Annotated in this window: 16 protein-coding genes and 1 pseudogene; 11 read left to right on the top strand and 6 right to left on the bottom strand. The window is 60.4% G+C overall.

Annotated elements, in window-relative coordinates:
* A pseudogene (locus ISS20_RS17695) lies at nt 1–1,892 on the top strand (hypothetical protein); the annotation flags it as partial.
* A gap of 250 nt (nt 1,893–2,142) precedes the next feature.
* On the opposite strand, the gene ISS20_RS17690 reads toward ISS20_RS17695, so the two are convergent.
* Together ISS20_RS17690 and ISS20_RS17685 are read right to left on the bottom strand one after the other, a co-directional pair.
* Complete coding sequence (locus ISS20_RS17690; RefSeq protein WP_291438249.1) at nt 2,143–4,056, bottom strand: EAL domain-containing protein; 1,914 nt, start codon at nt 4,054–4,056, stop codon at nt 2,143–2,145.
* A 31-nt stretch (nt 4,057–4,087) separates the two neighbouring features.
* Nucleotides 4,088–4,786 (bottom strand): transglutaminase-like cysteine peptidase, encoded by a 699-nt coding sequence (locus ISS20_RS17685; protein ID WP_291438248.1) that lies wholly within the window; start codon nt 4,784–4,786, stop codon nt 4,088–4,090.
* A gap of 140 nt (nt 4,787–4,926) precedes the next feature.
* On the opposite strand from ISS20_RS17685, the gene ISS20_RS17680 reads away from it, so the two are divergent.
* On the top strand, nt 4,927–6,429 hold the full coding sequence (locus tag ISS20_RS17680; RefSeq protein ID WP_291438247.1) for a TolC family outer membrane protein: 1,503 nt from the start codon (nt 4,927–4,929) through the stop codon (nt 6,427–6,429).
* A gap of 57 nt (nt 6,430–6,486) precedes the next feature.
* Here the strand turns inward: ISS20_RS17680 and lipA are convergent, their stop codons facing one another.
* Genes lipA through ISS20_RS17665 form a run of 3 tightly spaced genes read right to left on the bottom strand, consistent with a single transcriptional unit; the run spans nt 6,487 to nt 8,518 of the window.
* A complete protein-coding gene (lipA, locus tag ISS20_RS17675) occupies nt 6,487–7,467 on the bottom strand; it encodes a lipoyl synthase (protein WP_291438246.1) in 981 nt (326 codons plus the stop codon).
* Nucleotides 7,468–7,482: 15 nt separating this feature from the next.
* Entirely contained in the window at nt 7,483–8,178 is a 696-nt protein-coding gene (lipB, locus tag ISS20_RS17670; RefSeq protein WP_291438245.1) for a lipoyl(octanoyl) transferase LipB, read from the bottom strand.
* A 22-nt stretch (nt 8,179–8,200) separates the two neighbouring features.
* Nucleotides 8,201–8,518 carry a DUF493 family protein gene (locus ISS20_RS17665; RefSeq protein ID WP_291438244.1) on the bottom strand — a complete coding sequence of 106 codons (318 nt, stop codon included), beginning with the start codon at nt 8,516–8,518 and terminating at the stop codon, nt 8,201–8,203.
* A gap of 287 nt (nt 8,519–8,805) precedes the next feature.
* Here ISS20_RS17665 and ISS20_RS17660 point away from each other — a divergent pair, with 287 nt between their 5' ends.
* The 9 genes from ISS20_RS17660 to ISS20_RS17620 all read left to right on the top strand — a co-directional run bounded on the left by ISS20_RS17660 (nt 8,806) and on the right by ISS20_RS17620 (nt 15,973).
* Complete coding sequence (locus tag ISS20_RS17660) at nt 8,806–9,279, top strand: ATP synthase subunit I (protein ID WP_291438243.1); 474 nt, start codon at nt 8,806–8,808, stop codon at nt 9,277–9,279.
* 19 nt (nt 9,280–9,298) lie between these two features.
* Nucleotides 9,299–10,177 (top strand): F0F1 ATP synthase subunit A, encoded by an 879-nt coding sequence (atpB, locus tag ISS20_RS17655; protein WP_291438242.1) that lies wholly within the window; start codon nt 9,299–9,301, stop codon nt 10,175–10,177.
* Between the two features lie 55 nt (nt 10,178–10,232).
* Nucleotides 10,233–10,502 carry a F0F1 ATP synthase subunit C gene (gene atpE / locus ISS20_RS17650; protein ID WP_015012210.1) on the top strand — a complete coding sequence of 90 codons (270 nt, stop codon included), beginning with the start codon at nt 10,233–10,235 and terminating at the stop codon, nt 10,500–10,502.
* 34 nt (nt 10,503–10,536) lie between these two features.
* Nucleotides 10,537–11,007: a F0F1 ATP synthase subunit B gene (locus tag ISS20_RS17645; protein WP_056058864.1), complete on the top strand. Its 471-nt coding sequence runs from the start codon at nt 10,537–10,539 to the stop codon at nt 11,005–11,007.
* Nucleotides 11,008–11,017: 10 nt separating this feature from the next.
* On the top strand, nt 11,018–11,560 hold the full coding sequence (locus tag ISS20_RS17640; RefSeq protein ID WP_291438241.1) for a F0F1 ATP synthase subunit delta: 543 nt from the start codon (nt 11,018–11,020) through the stop codon (nt 11,558–11,560).
* A gap of 42 nt (nt 11,561–11,602) precedes the next feature.
* Entirely contained in the window at nt 11,603–13,156 is a 1,554-nt protein-coding gene (atpA, locus tag ISS20_RS17635; RefSeq protein WP_291438240.1) for a F0F1 ATP synthase subunit alpha, read from the top strand.
* 18 nt (nt 13,157–13,174) lie between these two features.
* The gene (gene atpG, locus ISS20_RS17630) at nt 13,175–14,041 is read left to right on the top strand and encodes a F0F1 ATP synthase subunit gamma (protein ID WP_291438239.1); all 867 of its coding nucleotides are present in this window, start codon (nt 13,175–13,177) and stop codon (nt 14,039–14,041) included.
* Between the two features lie 33 nt (nt 14,042–14,074).
* Nucleotides 14,075–15,481, top strand: a complete 1,407-nt coding sequence (atpD, locus tag ISS20_RS17625) for a F0F1 ATP synthase subunit beta (protein ID WP_291438238.1) — start codon at nt 14,075–14,077, stop codon at nt 15,479–15,481.
* Nucleotides 15,482–15,556: 75 nt separating this feature from the next.
* Nucleotides 15,557–15,973 carry a F0F1 ATP synthase subunit epsilon gene (locus ISS20_RS17620; protein ID WP_015012216.1) on the top strand — a complete coding sequence of 139 codons (417 nt, stop codon included), beginning with the start codon at nt 15,557–15,559 and terminating at the stop codon, nt 15,971–15,973.
* Nucleotides 15,974–16,258: 285 nt separating this feature from the next.
* Here ISS20_RS17620 and ISS20_RS17615 read toward each other — a convergent pair whose 3' ends face one another.
* Entirely contained in the window at nt 16,259–16,534 is a 276-nt protein-coding gene (locus ISS20_RS17615; RefSeq protein WP_291438250.1) for a DUF4148 domain-containing protein, read from the bottom strand.
* Between the last annotated feature and the right edge of the window lie 19 nt (nt 16,535–16,553).

Here is a 16,553-nt window from a genome sequence, read left to right as displayed (position 1 = left end):
CGCCGGTCTACGTGGGGGGCACGCAAGACACGCTGGTCGCCAACAGCGGTGTGGGCGAGGTCGTCGCTGACCTGGGCGCCCGCGTCGGGGCCGATGTGGTGGGGGCGGATGTGAACATGGCCGCCACCACGACGGCGTCCGTGGGCGGTTCGTCGCTGCGCTACGTATCCTTGTCCTATATGCAGGGGGGCTCGGTGCAGTCCACGGTGATGACGGTGGATGGCAACAAGGTGTATTACCAGTCCACCTCCGACGGCACCATCAAGGCGGTGTACGAAGACTGCGGTGAGATCAAGACCGCCTTTACTGTAGAGGGCGTGGTGAACGCCGATGGCACCACGAGTTATGTCACCAACATGATGGCTGTGGCTGACAAGGTACAGGTGGGCACGACGCAGGAACAGAAGCAGGTTGAGAAGACCATCCGGTTCGGCGACAGCGCTTCTGACGATGTGAGCTACAAGGACGGTAATTCGACCAAGGTCGCTGAAGACGGCTGGCAGAAGAACGTGACCTATACCGACAGCACCAGTGGCTACTATGTGAAGGTATCGGCTGCGCGGGACGAGGTTGTTCAGAACAGCGTGATACCCGTCTACAAGTCGAACGGTCAGCTCGATGGGTGGAAGGTCTCTGTGGAGGACTCCTCCATCACTCCCGATGGCAGCAGTAGCAACGATGACGCCAAGGTTAAGTTCTGGTCAGTGGACGGGAACGCGAGCAACGGTGGTGGCTTTGGTGTCGGTGAGGGCGATACGCACTACCTGATCGACAACGACGATCTGGATTTGTCGAAGAAATATGGCAAGAACGACAAAGACGATGCGGAGGACGCTGGCGACGGTGCCGGAGAGCGTTTGGTTGTCGAGCTCTTTGATGCCAATGGCACTCGCCTGACCGCTGACAAGGTGGAGTTCCAGCTCAACAACCTGCTGAAAACGGAAACAGCAGCGATCCGTTCTGTGGTGACCTCGGGCAGTGGGGCTAGCGTGACCGGTTCTGAACAGGTGTCCGGAACCAACACCAATACATCGAACGACAACCTCGGTGATGGCAAGTCGCCAACGGCCGATGGAACGCCTGTGGCCGTGACGCTGGAGAATGTGAACACAGCGTACTTTGAGGCCAAGCCGGGCACGGACTTCTCTTTGGACGACAAGATCACGATCACCCACACGATGACCGAAACCGTAACCAAGCCTGTCTATGCCGACCAAGTGTGGATCGACTTCCAGGCCGTGATTGTGGATGGCGATGGCGACAAATTGGCCAAGCCGATCGACGTGAAGGTGGTGATTGATACTGACACCAAACTCGATGGCGACAAGGTGGTGTTGTCTGATGCGGTGAATGGCGGGCTGGCCGTCAAGGGCGGCGACGCTTCCGAAACCATTGTGGGCAGCGCTGGCCACGACACGGTGCTGGCTGGCAAGGGCGATGATGTGGTCAAGGGCGGCGATGGCGATGACAAGCTCGACGGCCAGGCAGGCAACGATACGCTGGATGGCGGCAAGGGGATCGATACCCTGGTGGGGGGCAAAGGCAGCGACACGCTCACTGGTGGTGATGACGACGACACCATTAAGATCAACTTGGCGGACAGCACCCCGGGCGGCGCCGACAAGGATGTCGTCAAGGACCTGATCGAAGGCGACAAGATCGAAGTGGCCGACCTGCTGGCGGACGATGGCGGCGACCTGCTGGCGAGCCTGCCACCTGCGGCCGACGCTGCGGGCGACACCACCGTCACGCTCGACAGCAACGGGTCTGCGGGCGGCGGCGCGTCGCAGACGGTGGTGGTGGAAGACACCACGCCAGCAGCCCTGGCAGTGGACTTGGCCTTGGGGGCGCCCAGCGTGGCGACCATTGAGGTCAAGCCGAACGACGACTGACCATGCCACGCGCCTGGGACGGTGTTCCAGGCGCCTTCGGCCGCTGTGGCCCTTGCCTCCAGGCCCTTGCGCTTCGCAGCGTGAGGGCCTTTTCTATTGAGTTTTCAATAAGAATGGCCGTTTCCGCCAATGGGAGTAAAAGAGTTTGCGATCAGTTTTAAACAATTGATGGGTGTTGACTCCGGGCCCCGATGGTGTACGAACACGTTCGCGGTGGACGGGGCGAGCGCCCCGTCCAGTGCCTTGCCGTTTAGCGGATGCCTGGTCCGGTGGCGCCGTCAAAGCCAAGCGACGCCAGAAGGGGCAGATCGTCCCGCGACTCCACCCCAAGGGCGATGACCTGGATGCCAATCGCGTGAGCGATGTTGCACAGGCCCCGCAGGAACTCCTGGTTGCCCAGGTTGTCGCCAATGCCGCGCACGTAGCTGGGGTGGACCTTGATGTAGTCCAGCCCCAGGTCGGCGAGCTTGTTGCCCTCGGTGAAGCGTTGGCCGAAATACTCGATGCCCACGCGGCAACCCAGTTGCTGCAAGGTGTGCGCCAGCTCCTTGAAGGCATCGAAGGCGCGGAACACGCCGTACTCTGGCACCTCGAACAGCAAGCGCGCGCACATGTCGGGGTAGGTGTGCAGCATCTGGGTGAGTTCGTTGCGGAAGCGGAAGTCCGCGATGGTCTCTGCGGAGAGGTTGACCGCAATGTCTCCGGCCGAGCTGCGCAGGTGCTCGATGGCCAGGCGCACCACACGCAGGTCGATGGGGGCCGTGAGGTTGAGGTGGGCCGCCATGGGCATGAAGTCGCCCGCCGACAGCAGGGCGCCCGAGGCATCGGCCACTAGGCGGATCACGCCTTCCTGGTGGATGGCGCCGTCCCCGCTGCCATTCACCACGGGGTAGAAAGCCAGTTGTAGCCGGCCGCCGCTGACCGCCTCGGTCAGCAGGGTACGCCACTGTTCGGCGGGCCGCGCGTCGGCGGCGTGTTCGCCCTCATCAACATACATGCTGTTGGGCCCGAAGGACGCCGCACGGGCCAGCGCCTCGTCGGCTCGGCTGAAGAGTTCGCCCAAGGGCTCCTGCCTGCGGTATCCCACCGCGCCGATGTGGAACAAATCCGGCACCAACGCCGACCAGTGGGGAAGCCACAGGGAGGACAGGCTGGCGAAGATGTCCTGCGCGGCCTCTTGCGGCGACGGTGTGGAGGGGCACAACACCCCGAACTCGCCGCCCTTGAGCCGACCGGCGCGCTGGCCGGGCTTGCCCTCGCCGCTCTTGTACAGCACGGTGCCCAGGTGCTTGAGCAGCGCGTCGGCCTTCTGGTGCCCCAGTTGGGTGTTCAGCCCTTCGAGATCGGTCAGTTGAAGGATCACCAAGCTGCCTGCTGAGAGGAATTGCTCCCCTTCCAGCGCCTCCTGAAGGTGCGACAGGAAGTAGTCCCTGCTAGAGAGCCCGGTCACCGCATCGCGATTGACCTTCTTGCGCAAGCCGTCCAGGCGCGCAGCCTCTTCGCCGAACATCGACCGCAGGCGCGTGACCATGTCGTTCATGCCACGCGCGACACTGCGCAGCTCCGGCGTGTTCGGCTCGGCAATCTTGATGAAGCGCCGGTCCGCGATGGCCTCGGCCTGCGCCACCACATCGCGCAAGGGCTTGGTGATGCGCTTGACGGCCAGGGTGCCAACGCCACCTGCAACGACACTGCCGAGGACAAACCAGGCCAGCAGCTCCAGGGTGCCCGTCCACAGGCTTTGGTAAGCGTACTGGTCGTGGCTGGCGAGGGTGAGGGTGCCGTATTGTTTCCAGCCGTCCTGGATCTGGGCCCGGCCGGGCTCGGCATTCATGGGGATCAGCCGCGCAAACCAGCCCGGCGCGCCCTGCAATGTGCCGGAGAAGCTGCGCTCGACCAGTGTCTGGCCGGTGGGCGACACAATGCGGATGAAGCGGTAGTGCCCGGCGTCGAATTGCGCGGCCACCTGCAGTTCGACAGTCACGGGGTCTTTGTCCAGCTGCGACAGGGCCAGAGCCAGCGAGGTTGCGTTGTCGATGTTCTTGACCTGCAGCTGCTGCTGCAGGTAGTGCCGGGCAGACAGCACACTGACCAGCATGCTGCCCCCAAACGCAAGCGCCATGACCAGTCCGATGGCGAGCCAGAGTTGTTTGGTGAGTGACATGGTGCTGTATCTCCGAGAAATGGCGCAGCGCTCAGAAGCCTTCTTGCCGCATGCGTTCGAGGACATCGCGCCAGCGCGACAGGCGGGCCGTCGGGTCTGCCGAGGAGGAGGTGGCGCCGGAGACCCAGAGGCCTTCGTTGTTGAAGCTGAAGACGGGTGAAAGATCGGCCCTGGACGATGCGGGCCGGATGTTGGTGATCAGGTTGTCTAGCACCATGGGCTCGTCCGCAGGGTTGGCGTAGTAGCCCAGCACCATGTGTGCTTCGCTTTTGGTGCTGCCGGCGCCACCGATCCGGGCGCGCACATAGATCATGCGTAGCTTCGCGTTGGGCACGCCCATGTGCAGCAGTGTGATGTACTTGGCGATAGAGAAATCTTCGCAGTCACCGGCATTTCTTCCCATGAACTCCAGGGGCGTCGCCCAGTAGTCATCCTGCTGCCAGACGGCAATATCGCTCTCAAAAAGCATGCGCCGATTGAAGAAATTGTTGACATGGGCAAGCTTCTCGGGCTCGCTCAGGTGGCTTCCCTCGGTCATCATGGCCCGCCAGGCAATGACGAGATCCGCACCTTTTGCGCCATAACGTTGCAATGCCAGCGCCTGGATCTTGTCGAGGTCGGGGGCACTGAAAACCACCCCCAGCGCCAGGGCGATGGTGAACGCCACCAGCACCCGAAGTTGCGCAGTGACCCGGGGTACGTTTTGGAAAAGTGACGGCAGGAAGGGCATGAAACGCGGAAAACGCGGCGGCTACCTTGCTGAAAAGTACCTTGACAGGCCCGCAGTGGCTATTTTGTAAAAAAAAACTGTGCGAGTTTCAAGGTAAATGTTACGTTTCGATTCTGCATCACAAACGATTCGGAGTCGCCATGAAACTGCCTCTTACCCTGATCACTGCCGCTGTTGTTGTCAGCACGAGTGCTTCTGCGCAAGCACTTCCCGAAGGACTTGTTGATGCGGCCAGAAAGGCCGTGACAAGCAATCCGGATGTGCAAGCGCGCTGGTTCGGTTTTCGAGCTGCCGATTCAGAGCGCGGAGTTGCGCGAGCTGGCTTTTTGCCGCAGCTTGATGCGATTGCCAGTACAGGGAGAGAAAGCCGTGTACGTCCGTCAGGGAGCACTGGTTCGTATCAACATACAGGTTCGGCATTGACGCTCAATCAGATGTTGTTTGACGGGTTTTTCACCAGCAACGAAGTCAAGCGTCTGGGGCACGCGAAGTTGACGCGCTACTACGAGTTGGTTGAAGCGTCTGAGACCGCTGCGCTGGAGGCTGTGCGGGCATATGCCGATGTCGCGCGTTACCGCGAGTTGGTCGAGCAGGCGAAGCAAAACTATGTTGAGCACAAGCTGACGACCAACCAGATTGATGAGCGTACTTCGGCTGGAGTGGGTCGTCGAGTTGATCTGGAGCAGGCGACAGGCCGCTTGGCGTTGGCCGAGTCGAATCTCCTGACAGAGGTATCGAACCTGCACGATGTCAGCGCGCGCTACCAGCGGTTAGTTGGTGAGCTGCCCCCTGGCGCATTGGCGCCCTTGCCTGAAGGCTTCAAGCTCTCACAACTTCCTCAAAAAACGGAGGAGGTGATCAGTTTGGCGCTGAACAACAACCCCACCATAAATGCCGCCACTGAGAATATGTTGGCCAGTGAGGCCGGTATTGCGTCGCAGAAGGCGGGCTTCATGCCCCGTCTCGATTTCAGAGCGCGTCAATCGTGGGACCGCAATTTGATTGGGGAGCAGGGACGATCGCGCGATAGCGCGGTGGAACTTGTGCTCACCTATAATTTTTATCGTGGCGGAGCCGACAAGGCGCGCGAGCAGCAGGCTGTGGAGAACAAGTTCCAGGCGCGTGAACTCAAGGAAAAAGCCTGCCGGGATGTGCGCCAGACCACGGCGATTGCGTTCAACGATGTAAAGCGGTTGGTCGAACAGATGACTTATCTGGACCAACATAGGCTATCGACTGAAAAAGCTCGAGAAGCCTATCGTCAGCAGTTCGATCTGGGGCAGCGCACCTTGCTTGATTTGCTCGACACCCAGAACGAAGCGTTCCAAGCCAGCAGGGCTTACATCAATGCCCGGTACGATCAAGTGGTAGCCCAGGCGCGTACATTGAGTGCAATGGGGCAGTTGTTGCCTGCACTGAACGTGACGCGCGCCGATATGCCTTCGCCCGCAGATGCCGGGCAGGTGCGCAGTGGTATTGACCCTGCCGAATTGTGCCCGGCGGAGGCTCCGGTATCTATAGCTGTCGATAAGATCAAAGCCGTGGCGGATACGCCTATTCGGCCACGTGCAGCAACGCCATCGCCATCTCCGGCATCAACAGCCACACCGGAAAAGACGGCTAGGCCTACTGCAAATCGATAGTGGGTTGCATTCGCACTTGGTGGGGGTAGGCGTGCACACCAGGGGCGGTAAGAGTGTTCAAACCCCAGCGGCGTGCGCCTGTTGGTCCGCGTGGTAGCTGGATCGCACCATGGCGCCCACAGCCGCGTGGCTGAAGCCCATCTTGTAGGCCTCTTCCTCGAACATCTTGAAGGTGTCGGGGTGCACGTATCGGCGCACGGGCAGGTGGCTGTTGCTGGGGGCCAGGTACTGGCCGATGGTCAGCATGTCGATGTGGTGTTCGCGCATGTCGCGCATCACCTGCAGGATCTCTTCGTCTGTCTCGCCCAGGCCGACCATGATGCCGCTCTTGGTGGGCACGTTGGGGTGTAAGGCCTTGAACTTCTTGAGCAGGCTCAGGCTGAACTGGTAGTCGGAGCCTGGGCGCGCTTCCTTGTACAGGCGGGGTGCGGTTTCCAGGTTGTGGTTCATCACATCGGGTGGCGCGGACTTCAGGATTTCCAGGGCGCGGTCATCGCGGCCGCGGAAGTCGGGTACCAGGATTTCAATTTGCGTCTGGGGAGACAGCTCGCGGATGTTCTGGATGCATTCCACAAAGTGGCCGCTGCCGCCGTCGCGCAGGTCGTCGCGGTCCACGCTGGTGATCACCACGTACTTGAGCTTGAGCGCGGCAATGGTCTTTGCCAGGTTCAGCGGCTCGTCCTTGTCCAGCGGGTCGGGGCGGCCATGGCCCACATCGCAGAACGGGCAGCGGCGCGTGCACTTGTCGCCCATGATCATGAACGTGGCCGTACCCTTGCCAAAGCATTCGCCAATATTGGGGCAGGAGGCTTCTTCGCACACCGTGTGCAGCTTGTGTTCGCGCAGGATCTCCTTGATCTCGTAGAAGCGCGTGGTGGGGCTGCCCGCCTTCACTCGGATCCATTCGGGCTTTTTGAGCACTTCGCCCTGTTCCACCTTGATCGGAATGCGCGACAGCTTGGCCGCAGCCTTTTGCTTGGCCAGCGGGTTGTAGGCTTCGATGGATTGCGCTTCGCGGACGACTTCAGGGGTGCTCATGGCTGTAGGCAGAGTTCAGGGCGCCAACCGGATGCTGAGCTGCTGGCCCAGCACCTGCGCGGCTTCTTCCCAAGTGGTGTGGACCCCGATTGTAGAAAGGTCCACCGTTTTCAATCCTGCGTAACCGCAAGGGTTGATGCGGCCGTAGGGCTCCAGGTCCATGTTCACGTTCAGCGCCACGCCGTGGTAGGTGCAGTGGCGGCTGACCTTGATGCCCAGGGCTGCGATCTTGCCCAGGCCTTCGAAGTCGGGCGTGGGCGCCTCCGAGCCCGTTCGTTTTTGGGGGCGCTGGGGCAGCATGGAGTGGCTGTGCGGATCATCCAGGCGCACGTAAATGCCGGGTGCGCCGGCAACCCGGTGACCCGTGATGCCGAAGTGCGCCAGCGCGCGGATCACGGACTCTTCGACGCGGTAGACGTATTCCTTGACGAAATAGCCTGCGCGTTGCAGGTCGATCAGCGGGTACGCCACCACCTGGCCCGGGCCGTGGAAGGTCACTTGTCCGCCCCGGTTGGTCGCTATCACGGGGATATCGCCCGGGTGAAGGATATGATCGCTTTTGCCCGCAATGCCTTGCGTGTAAAGCGGCGCATGCTCACAAATCCAAAGCTTATCCGGGTCAGAGGGCGTACGTGTGGTCGTGTAGTCCTGCATGGCCTGCACAGTGCTGGAGTAGTCCACGCGGCCCAGCAGGCGGATGTCAATCGTCATGGTGCAACTTGCAAGGGAGCGGCTACAGCACCACTTTCACCAGCGGATGCGATGACAGTGCACGGTACAGGTCGTCCAGCTGCTCGCGGCTGGTCGCCGTGATGGTGATGGTTACACCGAGGTAATTGCCTGCGCGACTGTCACGCAGTTCAATGGTGGTGGCGTCGAAGGTGGGGTCAAACTGGCGGGCCAGTTCGGTCACCGCGTGCACGAAGCCGTCCACCTTGGCGCCCATGACTTTGATCGGGAACTTGGAGGGGTATTCGATCAGCGAGTCTTTGCGTGGATCTGTTGCCTGCGTATCGAGGCCGTTGGCGGGCGGCGGATTGGAGGATGTCATGGTGGATCGCGGTGGTAGGGATGCTGCAGTTTCAATAGCTAGGCATGCACTGTCATTGTGCGCCACGGGCTGATGAGGGTGTCTGAATTGTGTGTTTGGCGTGCGCCAGATCGGTGCATTGCGCGAGGTTTTTGGAGCGCAAAAGCCGTTGGCGCATCACCACAACAGAGCAGGCGCACACGAAGCCCACAGGCGTGTTTGCGGGTTTTCGTCTGCTGCCATGGGTTTTTACTTATAATTAGAGGCTTTGTAAAAGTTGCGGTCTGTAACGCGGGCGTCATTCATCAATGAAAACAATCCCGCCAGAGACTGAAACTGAGGCTGAAGAATCTGACTTCAAGCCCCTGACGGCCCAAGAGGCGCAGCAGTGGCGCAGTCGCCATCCGCCCCTGTCGGTGTGGAGGGTGGTGGCAGGTCAGGCGCTGGTTGGAATGCTGGTGGCCCTGGTGGCTTGGGTTCTGACGGGCAGGGCGGTGGTGGGCTGGTCAGCAGCCTATGGCGCCCTGGCAGTGGTGGCCCCGGCTGCACTGTTTGCTCGTGGTGTGTTGCGTCACAAGGCGTTATCCAACCCGCGGGCCGCCATGGTGGGGTTCTTTGGGTGGGAAATCGCCAAGATCATGCTGACGGTGGCGCTGCTGGCGGCGGCACCTCGGCTGGTGCCGGGATTGAACTGGATTGCCTTGCTGGTTGGCATGGTGGTCGCAATGAAAACGTACTGGGTGGCACTTTTGGTGCGGCCTGGTGTCCGAAAAACCGATTGATAGAGAGAAGAGTTGTCCGATGGCCGCAGAAGCGCACGCTCCGACTGCAAGTGAATACATCGTTCACCACCTGCAGCATCTTCAAAACGTCAACCAGACCAAGATTGTTGATTTCACCGTCATCAACTACGACTCGATCATCGTAGGTTTGGTTCTGGGTGCGTTGACCCTTTTGATTCTGTGGTCAGCTGCCCGTAAGGCGACCTCTGGCGTGCCTGGCCGCTTCCAAGCGGCGGTCGAGATGCTGGTCGAGATGGTGGACAACCAAGCCAAGGCGAACATCCACAACGCTGAAAGCCGCAAGTTCATTGCACCCCTGGGTCTGACGGTGTTCGTGTGGATCTTTTTGATGAACTTCATGGACATGCTGCCCGTGGACTTGCTGCCTGCCATCTGGGCGCAGATCTATGGCGCCGCTGGCCACGATCCTCACCACGCGTATCTGCGTGTCGTGCCCACGGCCGACCTGTCCACCACGCTGGGTCTCGCTTTTGCCGTGCTGATCCTGCGCTTCTGGTACAGCGTCAAGATCAAGGGCGCCGGCGGCTGGGCGCATGAATTGGTGTCGGCTCCATTTGGCACCAGCAAGAATCCCATCTTCGCCCTGATTCTGGGCGTGGTGAATCTGCTCATGCAGATCATTGAATATGTCGCCAACACCGTGTCCCACGGCATGCGGTTGTTTGGCAACATGTACGCTGGCGAACTGGTGTTCATGCTCATCGCCCTCATGGGCGGAGCTGCGGCCCTGTCGCTGTCGGGTGTGCTGCTGCCTGTGGGCCACGTCATCGCTGGCACCATCTGGACGCTGTTCCACATTTTGGTGATCTCGCTGCAAGCGTTCATTTTCATGATGCTGGCGCTGATTTACCTCGGTCAGGCGCACAACGCGCACTAAGTTTCCCTTTCGTTTTTTCTTTCCTTAACTTTTCTTTTTTAACTCAGGAGTCATCATGGAAAACATTCTCGGTCTCGTCGCTCTGGCTTGTGGTCTGATCGTTGGTCTGGGCGCTATCGGCGCTTCCATCGGCATCGCCCTGATGGGTGGCAAGTTCCTCGAATCTTCGGCACGTCAGCCTGAGCTGATCAACGAACTGCAAACCAAGATGTTCATCTTGGCCGGTCTGATCGACGCTGCGTTCCTGATCGGTGTGGCTATCGCCCTGCTGTTCGCTTTCGCCAACCCCTTCGTTTCTACGCTCTTGGCCAACCTGCCCAAGTAATTCCCGTTCAACGCCACTTTAGAAAGGTGTTGCCGTGAGTATCAATGCGACCCTGTTCGTTCAGGCCATCGTCTTCCTGATCCTCGTGTGGTTCACGATGAAATTCGTGTGGCCCCCGATCGCGAAGGCGCTGGATGAACGAGCCCAGAAAATCGCCGATGGCCTCGCCGCTGCCGACCGTGCCAAATCCGAACTGACCGCTGCCAACCAGCGCGTTGAAAAGGAATTGTCACAGGCGCGCAACGAGACGGCCTCGCGTCTTGCGGACGCCGACCGTCGTGCCCAGGCCATCATCGAAGAAGCCAAGGCCCGTGCCACAGAGGAAGGCAACAAGATTGTTGCTGCTGCCCGCGCTGAAGCCGAGCAGCAGACGGTCCAAGCCCGCGAAGCCCTGCGTGAGCAGGTGGCAGCGCTGGCCGTCAAGGGTGCTGAGCAGATTCTCCGCAAGGAAGTCAATGCTGGCGTCCATGCCGACCTGCTCAACCGCCTGAAGACCGAGCTGTAAGGGGACACACATGGCTGAACTCGCCACCATTGCACGCCCTTACGCCGATGCCTTGTTCAAGGCTGCCACTGCGGGTGCGGGCGTCGATCTGGGCGGCACTGCTGCCTGGATGGACGAACTGGCGGCGATTGCCGCCAACCCCCAGCTGCGTCAGTTGGCGGACAACCCCAAGGTGACGGCAGACCAAGTGTTCGCCGTATTCACCGGGGTCGCTCGCTCGGCCCTGCCGGATATGGCCAAAAATTTCCTGCGCACAGTCATCGACAACGGACGCATTGATGCGCTCCCGGAAGTGGCTGCGCAGTTTCGTGCCCTCGTGAATCGTCGCAACGGATCCTCGGATGCCGTGGTGTACAGCGCATTTCCGATGGACAGTGCTGCACTGTCCGAGGTCAGCGCGGCGCTGGAAAAGCGCTTCGGCCGCAAGCTCAATCTCGCTGTACAGCTGGATGAGTCCCTGATCGGTGGTATTCGCGTAGTGGTGGGTGACGAGGTGCTGGACACTTCGGTCAAGGCCCGTCTTGAACAAATGAAAGCGGTCCTCATCGCGTAATGCGCGACGAGGACAGCGAACCAAAGAAAGAAGGAAAGAGTCATGCAACTCAATCCCGCAGAAATTTCTGAACTCATCAAGAGCCGCATCGAAGGTCTGGCAGCCAGCAGCGATATCCGTAACCAGGGCACCGTGGTGTCCGTGTCAGACGGTATCGTGCGCGTTCATGGCCTGTCGGACGTGATGCAGGGCGAAATGCTCGAGTTCCCCGCCACCAAGGACGGTCAGCCTTCCTACGGTCTGGCGCTGAATCTTGAGCGCGACTCCGTGGGCGCCGTGATTCTGGGCGAGTACGAGCACATCTCCGAAGGCGATACCGTCAAGTGCACGGGCCGCATTCTGGAAGTGCCCGTTGGTCCCGAACTGATCGGCCGCGTGGTGAACGCCCTGGGTCAGCCTATCGACGGCAAGGGCCCTATTAACGCCAAGCTCACCGACGTGATTGAAAAGGTCGCTCCTGGCGTGATCGCCCGCAAATCGGTGGATCAGCCCCTGCAGACCGGCCTGAAGTCCATCGATTCGATGGTGCCCGTGGGCCGTGGCCAGCGCGAGCTGATCATTGGCGACCGCCAGACCGGCAAGACCGCTGTGGCCATCGACGCCATCATCGCCCAGAAGGGCCAGGGCGTGACGTGTATCTACGTCGCCATTGGTCAGAAGGCTTCTTCGATCAAGAACGTGGTGCGCTCTCTGGAACAAGCCGGTGCCATGGAATACACGATTGTGGTAGCCGCATCGGCTTCCGAATCGGCCGCTATGCAGTACGTGTCTGCCTACTCTGGCTGCACGATGGGCGAGTACTTCCGTGATCGTGGCGAAGACGCCCTGATCGTGTACGACGACCTGTCCAAGCAAGCCGTTGCCTACCGCCAAGTGTCGCTGCTGCTGCGCCGCCCACCAGGCCGCGAAGCCTACCCTGGCGACGTGTTCTATCTCCACAGCCGTCTGCTTGAGCGCGCAGCCCGTGTGAACGCCGATTACGTTGAAGCCTTCACCAAGGGTGAAGTCAAGGGCAAGACGGGTTCGCTGACGGCACTGCCCATCATCGAAACGCAAGCCGGCGACGTGTCCGCTTTCGTGCCTACCAACGTGATTTCGATCACCGACGGTCAGATCTTCCTGGAAACCAGCCTGTTCAACGCCGGTATCCGCCCCGCCATCAACGCCGGTATCTCGGTGTCGCGCGTCGGTGGTGCTGCCCAGACCAAGCTGGTGAAGAACCTGTCCGGTGGTATCCGTACCGACCTGGCCCAGTACCGTGAACTGGCTGCCTTCGCGCAGTTTGCTTCCGATCTGGATGAAGCCACCCGCAAGCAGCTGGACCGTGGTGCCCGCGTGACCGAATTGCTCAAGCAAGCACAGTACAGCCCACTGTCCATCTCGTTGATGGCTTCCACGCTGTTCGCTGTGAACAAGGGTTTCATGGACGACATCGACGTCAAGAAGGTGCTCGACTTCGAACACGGCCTGCACCAGTTCCTGAAGACCAGCCACGCCGCTTTGCTGGCCAAGCTGGAGCAGGCCAAGGCCATGGACAAGGACGCAGAAGCCGAATTGACCGCAGCGATCGCCGCGTTCAAGAAGTCGTTCGCTTAAACCGGACGAGGAGCCATCATGGCAGCAGGCAAGGAAATACGCGGCAAGATCAAATCGGTGGAAAACACCAAGAAGATCACCAAAGCCATGGAAATGGTGGCTGCATCCAAAATGCGCAAGGCGCAGGACCGGATGCGGGCTGCCCGCCCATACAGCGAGAAGATCCGCAACATTGCAGCCAACCTCGGCAAGGCCAACCCAGAGTACGTGCATCCGTTCATGAAAGTGAACGATGCCAAGACCGCTGGCGTCATCGTCATCACCACAGACAAGGGTCTGTGCGGCGGCATGAACACCAACGTGTTGCGTGCCGTGACGACCAAGCTGCGTGAACTGCAAGGTGCTGGCGTCTCGACCGAAGCCGTGGCGATTGGCAACAAGGGCCTGGGTTTCCTGAACCGTGTGGGCGCCAAGGTGGTTTCGCACGTGACGGGTCTGGGCGACACCCCCCACTTGGACAAGCTGATTGGCCCGGTGAAGGTGCTCCTCGATGCATACGCAGAAGGCAAGATCAACGCGGTGTACCTGAGCTACACCAAGTTCATCAACACCATGAAGCAGGAATCGGTGGTGGAGCAGCTGCTCCCCCTGTCCTCCGAGCGGATGCAGGCTGAGAAGACGGAACACGGCTGGGACTACATCTATGAGCCCGATGCGCAAAGCGTCATCGACGAGCTGCTGGTCCGTTATGTCGAGTCCCTGATCTACCAGGCGGTTGCGGAAAACATGGCGTCCGAGCAGTCGGCACGCATGGTGGCCATGAAGGCCGCCACCGACAACGCCGGCAGCGTCATTGGCGAGTTGAAGCTGGTCTACAACAAGACGCGCCAGGCAGCGATCACGAAAGAACTTTCGGAAATCGTGGCTGGCGCCGCTGCTGTGTAAGCAGCTCAACAAACTACTTTATTGGAGCGAAAAATGGCTCAAGTGCAAGGCAAGATTGTTCAATGTATCGGCGCTGTGGTGGACGTTGAGTTCCCCCGCGACCAGATGCCCAAGATTTATGACGCCCTGAAGCTCGAAGGCTCGTCGCTGACGCTGGAAGTGCAACAGCAGCTGGGCGACGGCGTGGTGCGTACCATTGCCCTGGGTTCGTCCGACGGCCTGCGCCGCGGCATCATGGTGACCAACACCGGCAACTCCATCACCGTGCCTGTGGGCAAGGCGACGCTGGGCCGCATCATGGACGTGCTGGGTGCGCCCATCGACGAACGTGGTCCCGTGAGCCAGGAGCTGACGGCCTCCATCCACCGCAAGGCCCCTGCGTATGACGAACTGTCGCCGTCGCAAGAGCTGCTGGAAACCGGCATCAAGGTGATTGACTTGGTCTGCCCGTTCGCCAAGGGCGGTAAGGTCGGCCTGTTCGGTGGCGCTGGCGTGGGCAAGACGGTGAACATGATGGAACTCATCAACAACATCGCGAAGGCCCACAGCGGTCTGTCGGTGTTCGCTGGTGTGGGCGAGCGTACCCGTGAAGGGAACGACTTCTATCACGAAATGGCCGATTCCGGCGTGGTGAACCTGGAGAAGCTCGAGGAGTCCAAGGTTGCCATGGTGTACGGCCAGATGAACGAGCCCCCAGGCAACCGTCTGCGCGTGGCCCTGACCGGTCTGACCATTGCGGAATCCTTCCGTGACGAAGGCCGCGACGTGCTGTTCTTCGTGGACAACATCTACCGCTACACGCTGGCCGGTACCGAAGTGTCCGCTCTGCTGGGCCGTATGCCTTCCGCCGTGGGTTACCAGCCTACGCTGGCTGAAGAAATGGGCCGTCTGCAAGAGCGTATTACGTCCACCAAGGTCGGTTCGATCACTTCCATCCAGGCCGTGTACGTGCCAGCGGATGACTTGACCGACCCATCGCCTGCCACGACGTTCGCCCACTTGGACTCCACGGTGGTGCTTTCGCGTGACATCGCTTCGCTGGGTATCTACCCCGCCGTGGATCCCTTGGACTCCACCAGCCGCCAGCTGGATCCGAACGTGGTGGGCGAAGACCACTACACCACGGCCCGCGCCGTGCAGGGCACGCTGCAGCGCTACAAGGAACTGCGCGACATCATCGCCATTCTGGGCATGGACGAACTGGCTCCTGAAGACAAGCTGGCCGTGGCCCGCGCTCGCAAGATCCAGCGTTTCCTGTCGCAGCCTTTCCACGTGGCCGAAGTGTTCACGGGCTCCCCAGGCAAGTACGTTCCCCTGTCGGAAACCATCCGTGGTTTCAAGATGATCGTCAACGGCGAATGCGATCACCTGCCAGAGCAAGCGTTCTACATGGTGGGCACCATTGACGAAGCCTTCGAAAAGGCCAAGAAGGTGGCCTGATGAGCCGTCGGCCGGGCTGTCCATGGCGGCTCGGCCTTCAGCAATCAAGCAACCCACCTTTTCCTAGGAGCAATGATGAACACCATCCACGTTGATGTGGTCAGTGCCGAAGAGTCCATCTTCTCCGGTGAAGCGCGCTTTGTCGCTCTGCCCGGCGAAGCTGGCGAACTGGGCATTTACCCCCGCCACACCCCGCTGATCACTCGCATCAAGCCGGGCTCGGTGCGCATCGAAATGGCTGACGGTGGCGAAGAGTTCGTTTTCGTGGCCGGTGGCATTCTGGAAGTGCAACCCAACTGCGTGACCGTGCTGTCCGACACCGCCATCCGTGGCAAGGACCTGGACGACGAGAAGGCCAACGCAGCCAAGTCTGCCGCCGAAGAAGCGCTCAAGAACGCCAAGAGCGACATCGATCTGGCCAAGGCCCAGTCCGAGCTGGCTGTTATGGCTGCCCAGATTGCGGCATTGCGCAAGTTCCGCCAAAAGAAGTGATCCTTCGCGGGCATCGCGGTGCTGAACAAAAAACCCGGCGATGCCGGGTTTTTTTATTTCCGGCACCCGAGCATAGCTTGCAGCGGGTGCCTGAAGTGATGGGTACGTGTCGCCTCACCACCATGACTACCAACTGGCTTTGGAGACGTGGCTGGTGGCGCTATCTCCGCTCAGAAGCTGATGTCTGTCAGACAAAAAAGGCCGGGGCCCCTCACAGGGCCCCGGCCTTTTTGCATTGGCACTTCTCACAAAGCCCTCATGCGGTCCGCATTGGGCCTCTGGCAATTACATCGCGTTGCCGATTTCGCCAGCAGAGATCTGGCCAGTGCGCACGGCTTCAGCAGCCTGGGCACGCACGGCAGCACGGTCAGCCGTGGACTTGTAGGTCACCACACGCGAACCTGCTGGCTCGATGGAGCGGGTCTGGGCCACGGTAGCGGCTTCAGCAGCCACTTCAGCGCGGGTGCGGTTGGTTTCGAACTTGGTGGCGAACTGCGAAGCATCGGCTTCATCAGCGTGGGCACCAAAAGCGGCAAAAGCGGCCACAGCAGCAACGGACAGAAAACGGACAGACTTGTTC

This window comes from Acidovorax sp. (assembly GCF_016783915.1).
GTDB lineage: Bacteria > Pseudomonadota > Gammaproteobacteria > Burkholderiales > Burkholderiaceae_C > Acidovorax.
This window is presented reverse-complemented; position numbering and strand designations above follow the sequence as displayed.

What these genes read in the sequence shown, in the direction of transcription:
- atpB (WP_291438242.1), top strand. Translation starts at nt 9,299, where the DNA reads ATGGCCGCAGAAGCGCACGCTCCGACTGCAAGTGAATACATCGTTCAC.
- lipA (WP_291438246.1), bottom strand. Translation starts at nt 7,467, where the DNA reads ATGAGCACCCCTGAAGTCGTCCGCGAAGCGCAATCCATCGAAGCCTAC.
- ISS20_RS17685 (WP_291438248.1), bottom strand. Translation starts at nt 4,786, where the DNA reads ATGCCCTTCCTGCCGTCACTTTTCCAAAACGTACCCCGGGTCACTGCG.
- atpG (WP_291438239.1), top strand. Translation starts at nt 13,175, where the DNA reads ATGGCAGCAGGCAAGGAAATACGCGGCAAGATCAAATCGGTGGAAAAC.
- ISS20_RS17680 (WP_291438247.1), top strand. Translation starts at nt 4,927, where the DNA reads ATGAAACTGCCTCTTACCCTGATCACTGCCGCTGTTGTTGTCAGCACG.
- atpA (WP_291438240.1), top strand. Translation starts at nt 11,603, where the DNA reads ATGCAACTCAATCCCGCAGAAATTTCTGAACTCATCAAGAGCCGCATC.
- atpD (WP_291438238.1), top strand. Translation starts at nt 14,075, where the DNA reads ATGGCTCAAGTGCAAGGCAAGATTGTTCAATGTATCGGCGCTGTGGTG.
- atpE (WP_015012210.1), top strand. Translation starts at nt 10,233, where the DNA reads ATGGAAAACATTCTCGGTCTCGTCGCTCTGGCTTGTGGTCTGATCGTT.
- ISS20_RS17660 (WP_291438243.1), top strand. Translation starts at nt 8,806, where the DNA reads ATGAAAACAATCCCGCCAGAGACTGAAACTGAGGCTGAAGAATCTGAC.
- lipB (WP_291438245.1), bottom strand. Translation starts at nt 8,178, where the DNA reads ATGACGATTGACATCCGCCTGCTGGGCCGCGTGGACTACTCCAGCACT.
- ISS20_RS17690 (WP_291438249.1), bottom strand. Translation starts at nt 4,056, where the DNA reads ATGTCACTCACCAAACAACTCTGGCTCGCCATCGGACTGGTCATGGCG.
- ISS20_RS17665 (WP_291438244.1), bottom strand. Translation starts at nt 8,518, where the DNA reads ATGACATCCTCCAATCCGCCGCCCGCCAACGGCCTCGATACGCAGGCA.
- ISS20_RS17640 (WP_291438241.1), top strand. Translation starts at nt 11,018, where the DNA reads ATGGCTGAACTCGCCACCATTGCACGCCCTTACGCCGATGCCTTGTTC.
- ISS20_RS17620 (WP_015012216.1), top strand. Translation starts at nt 15,557, where the DNA reads ATGAACACCATCCACGTTGATGTGGTCAGTGCCGAAGAGTCCATCTTC.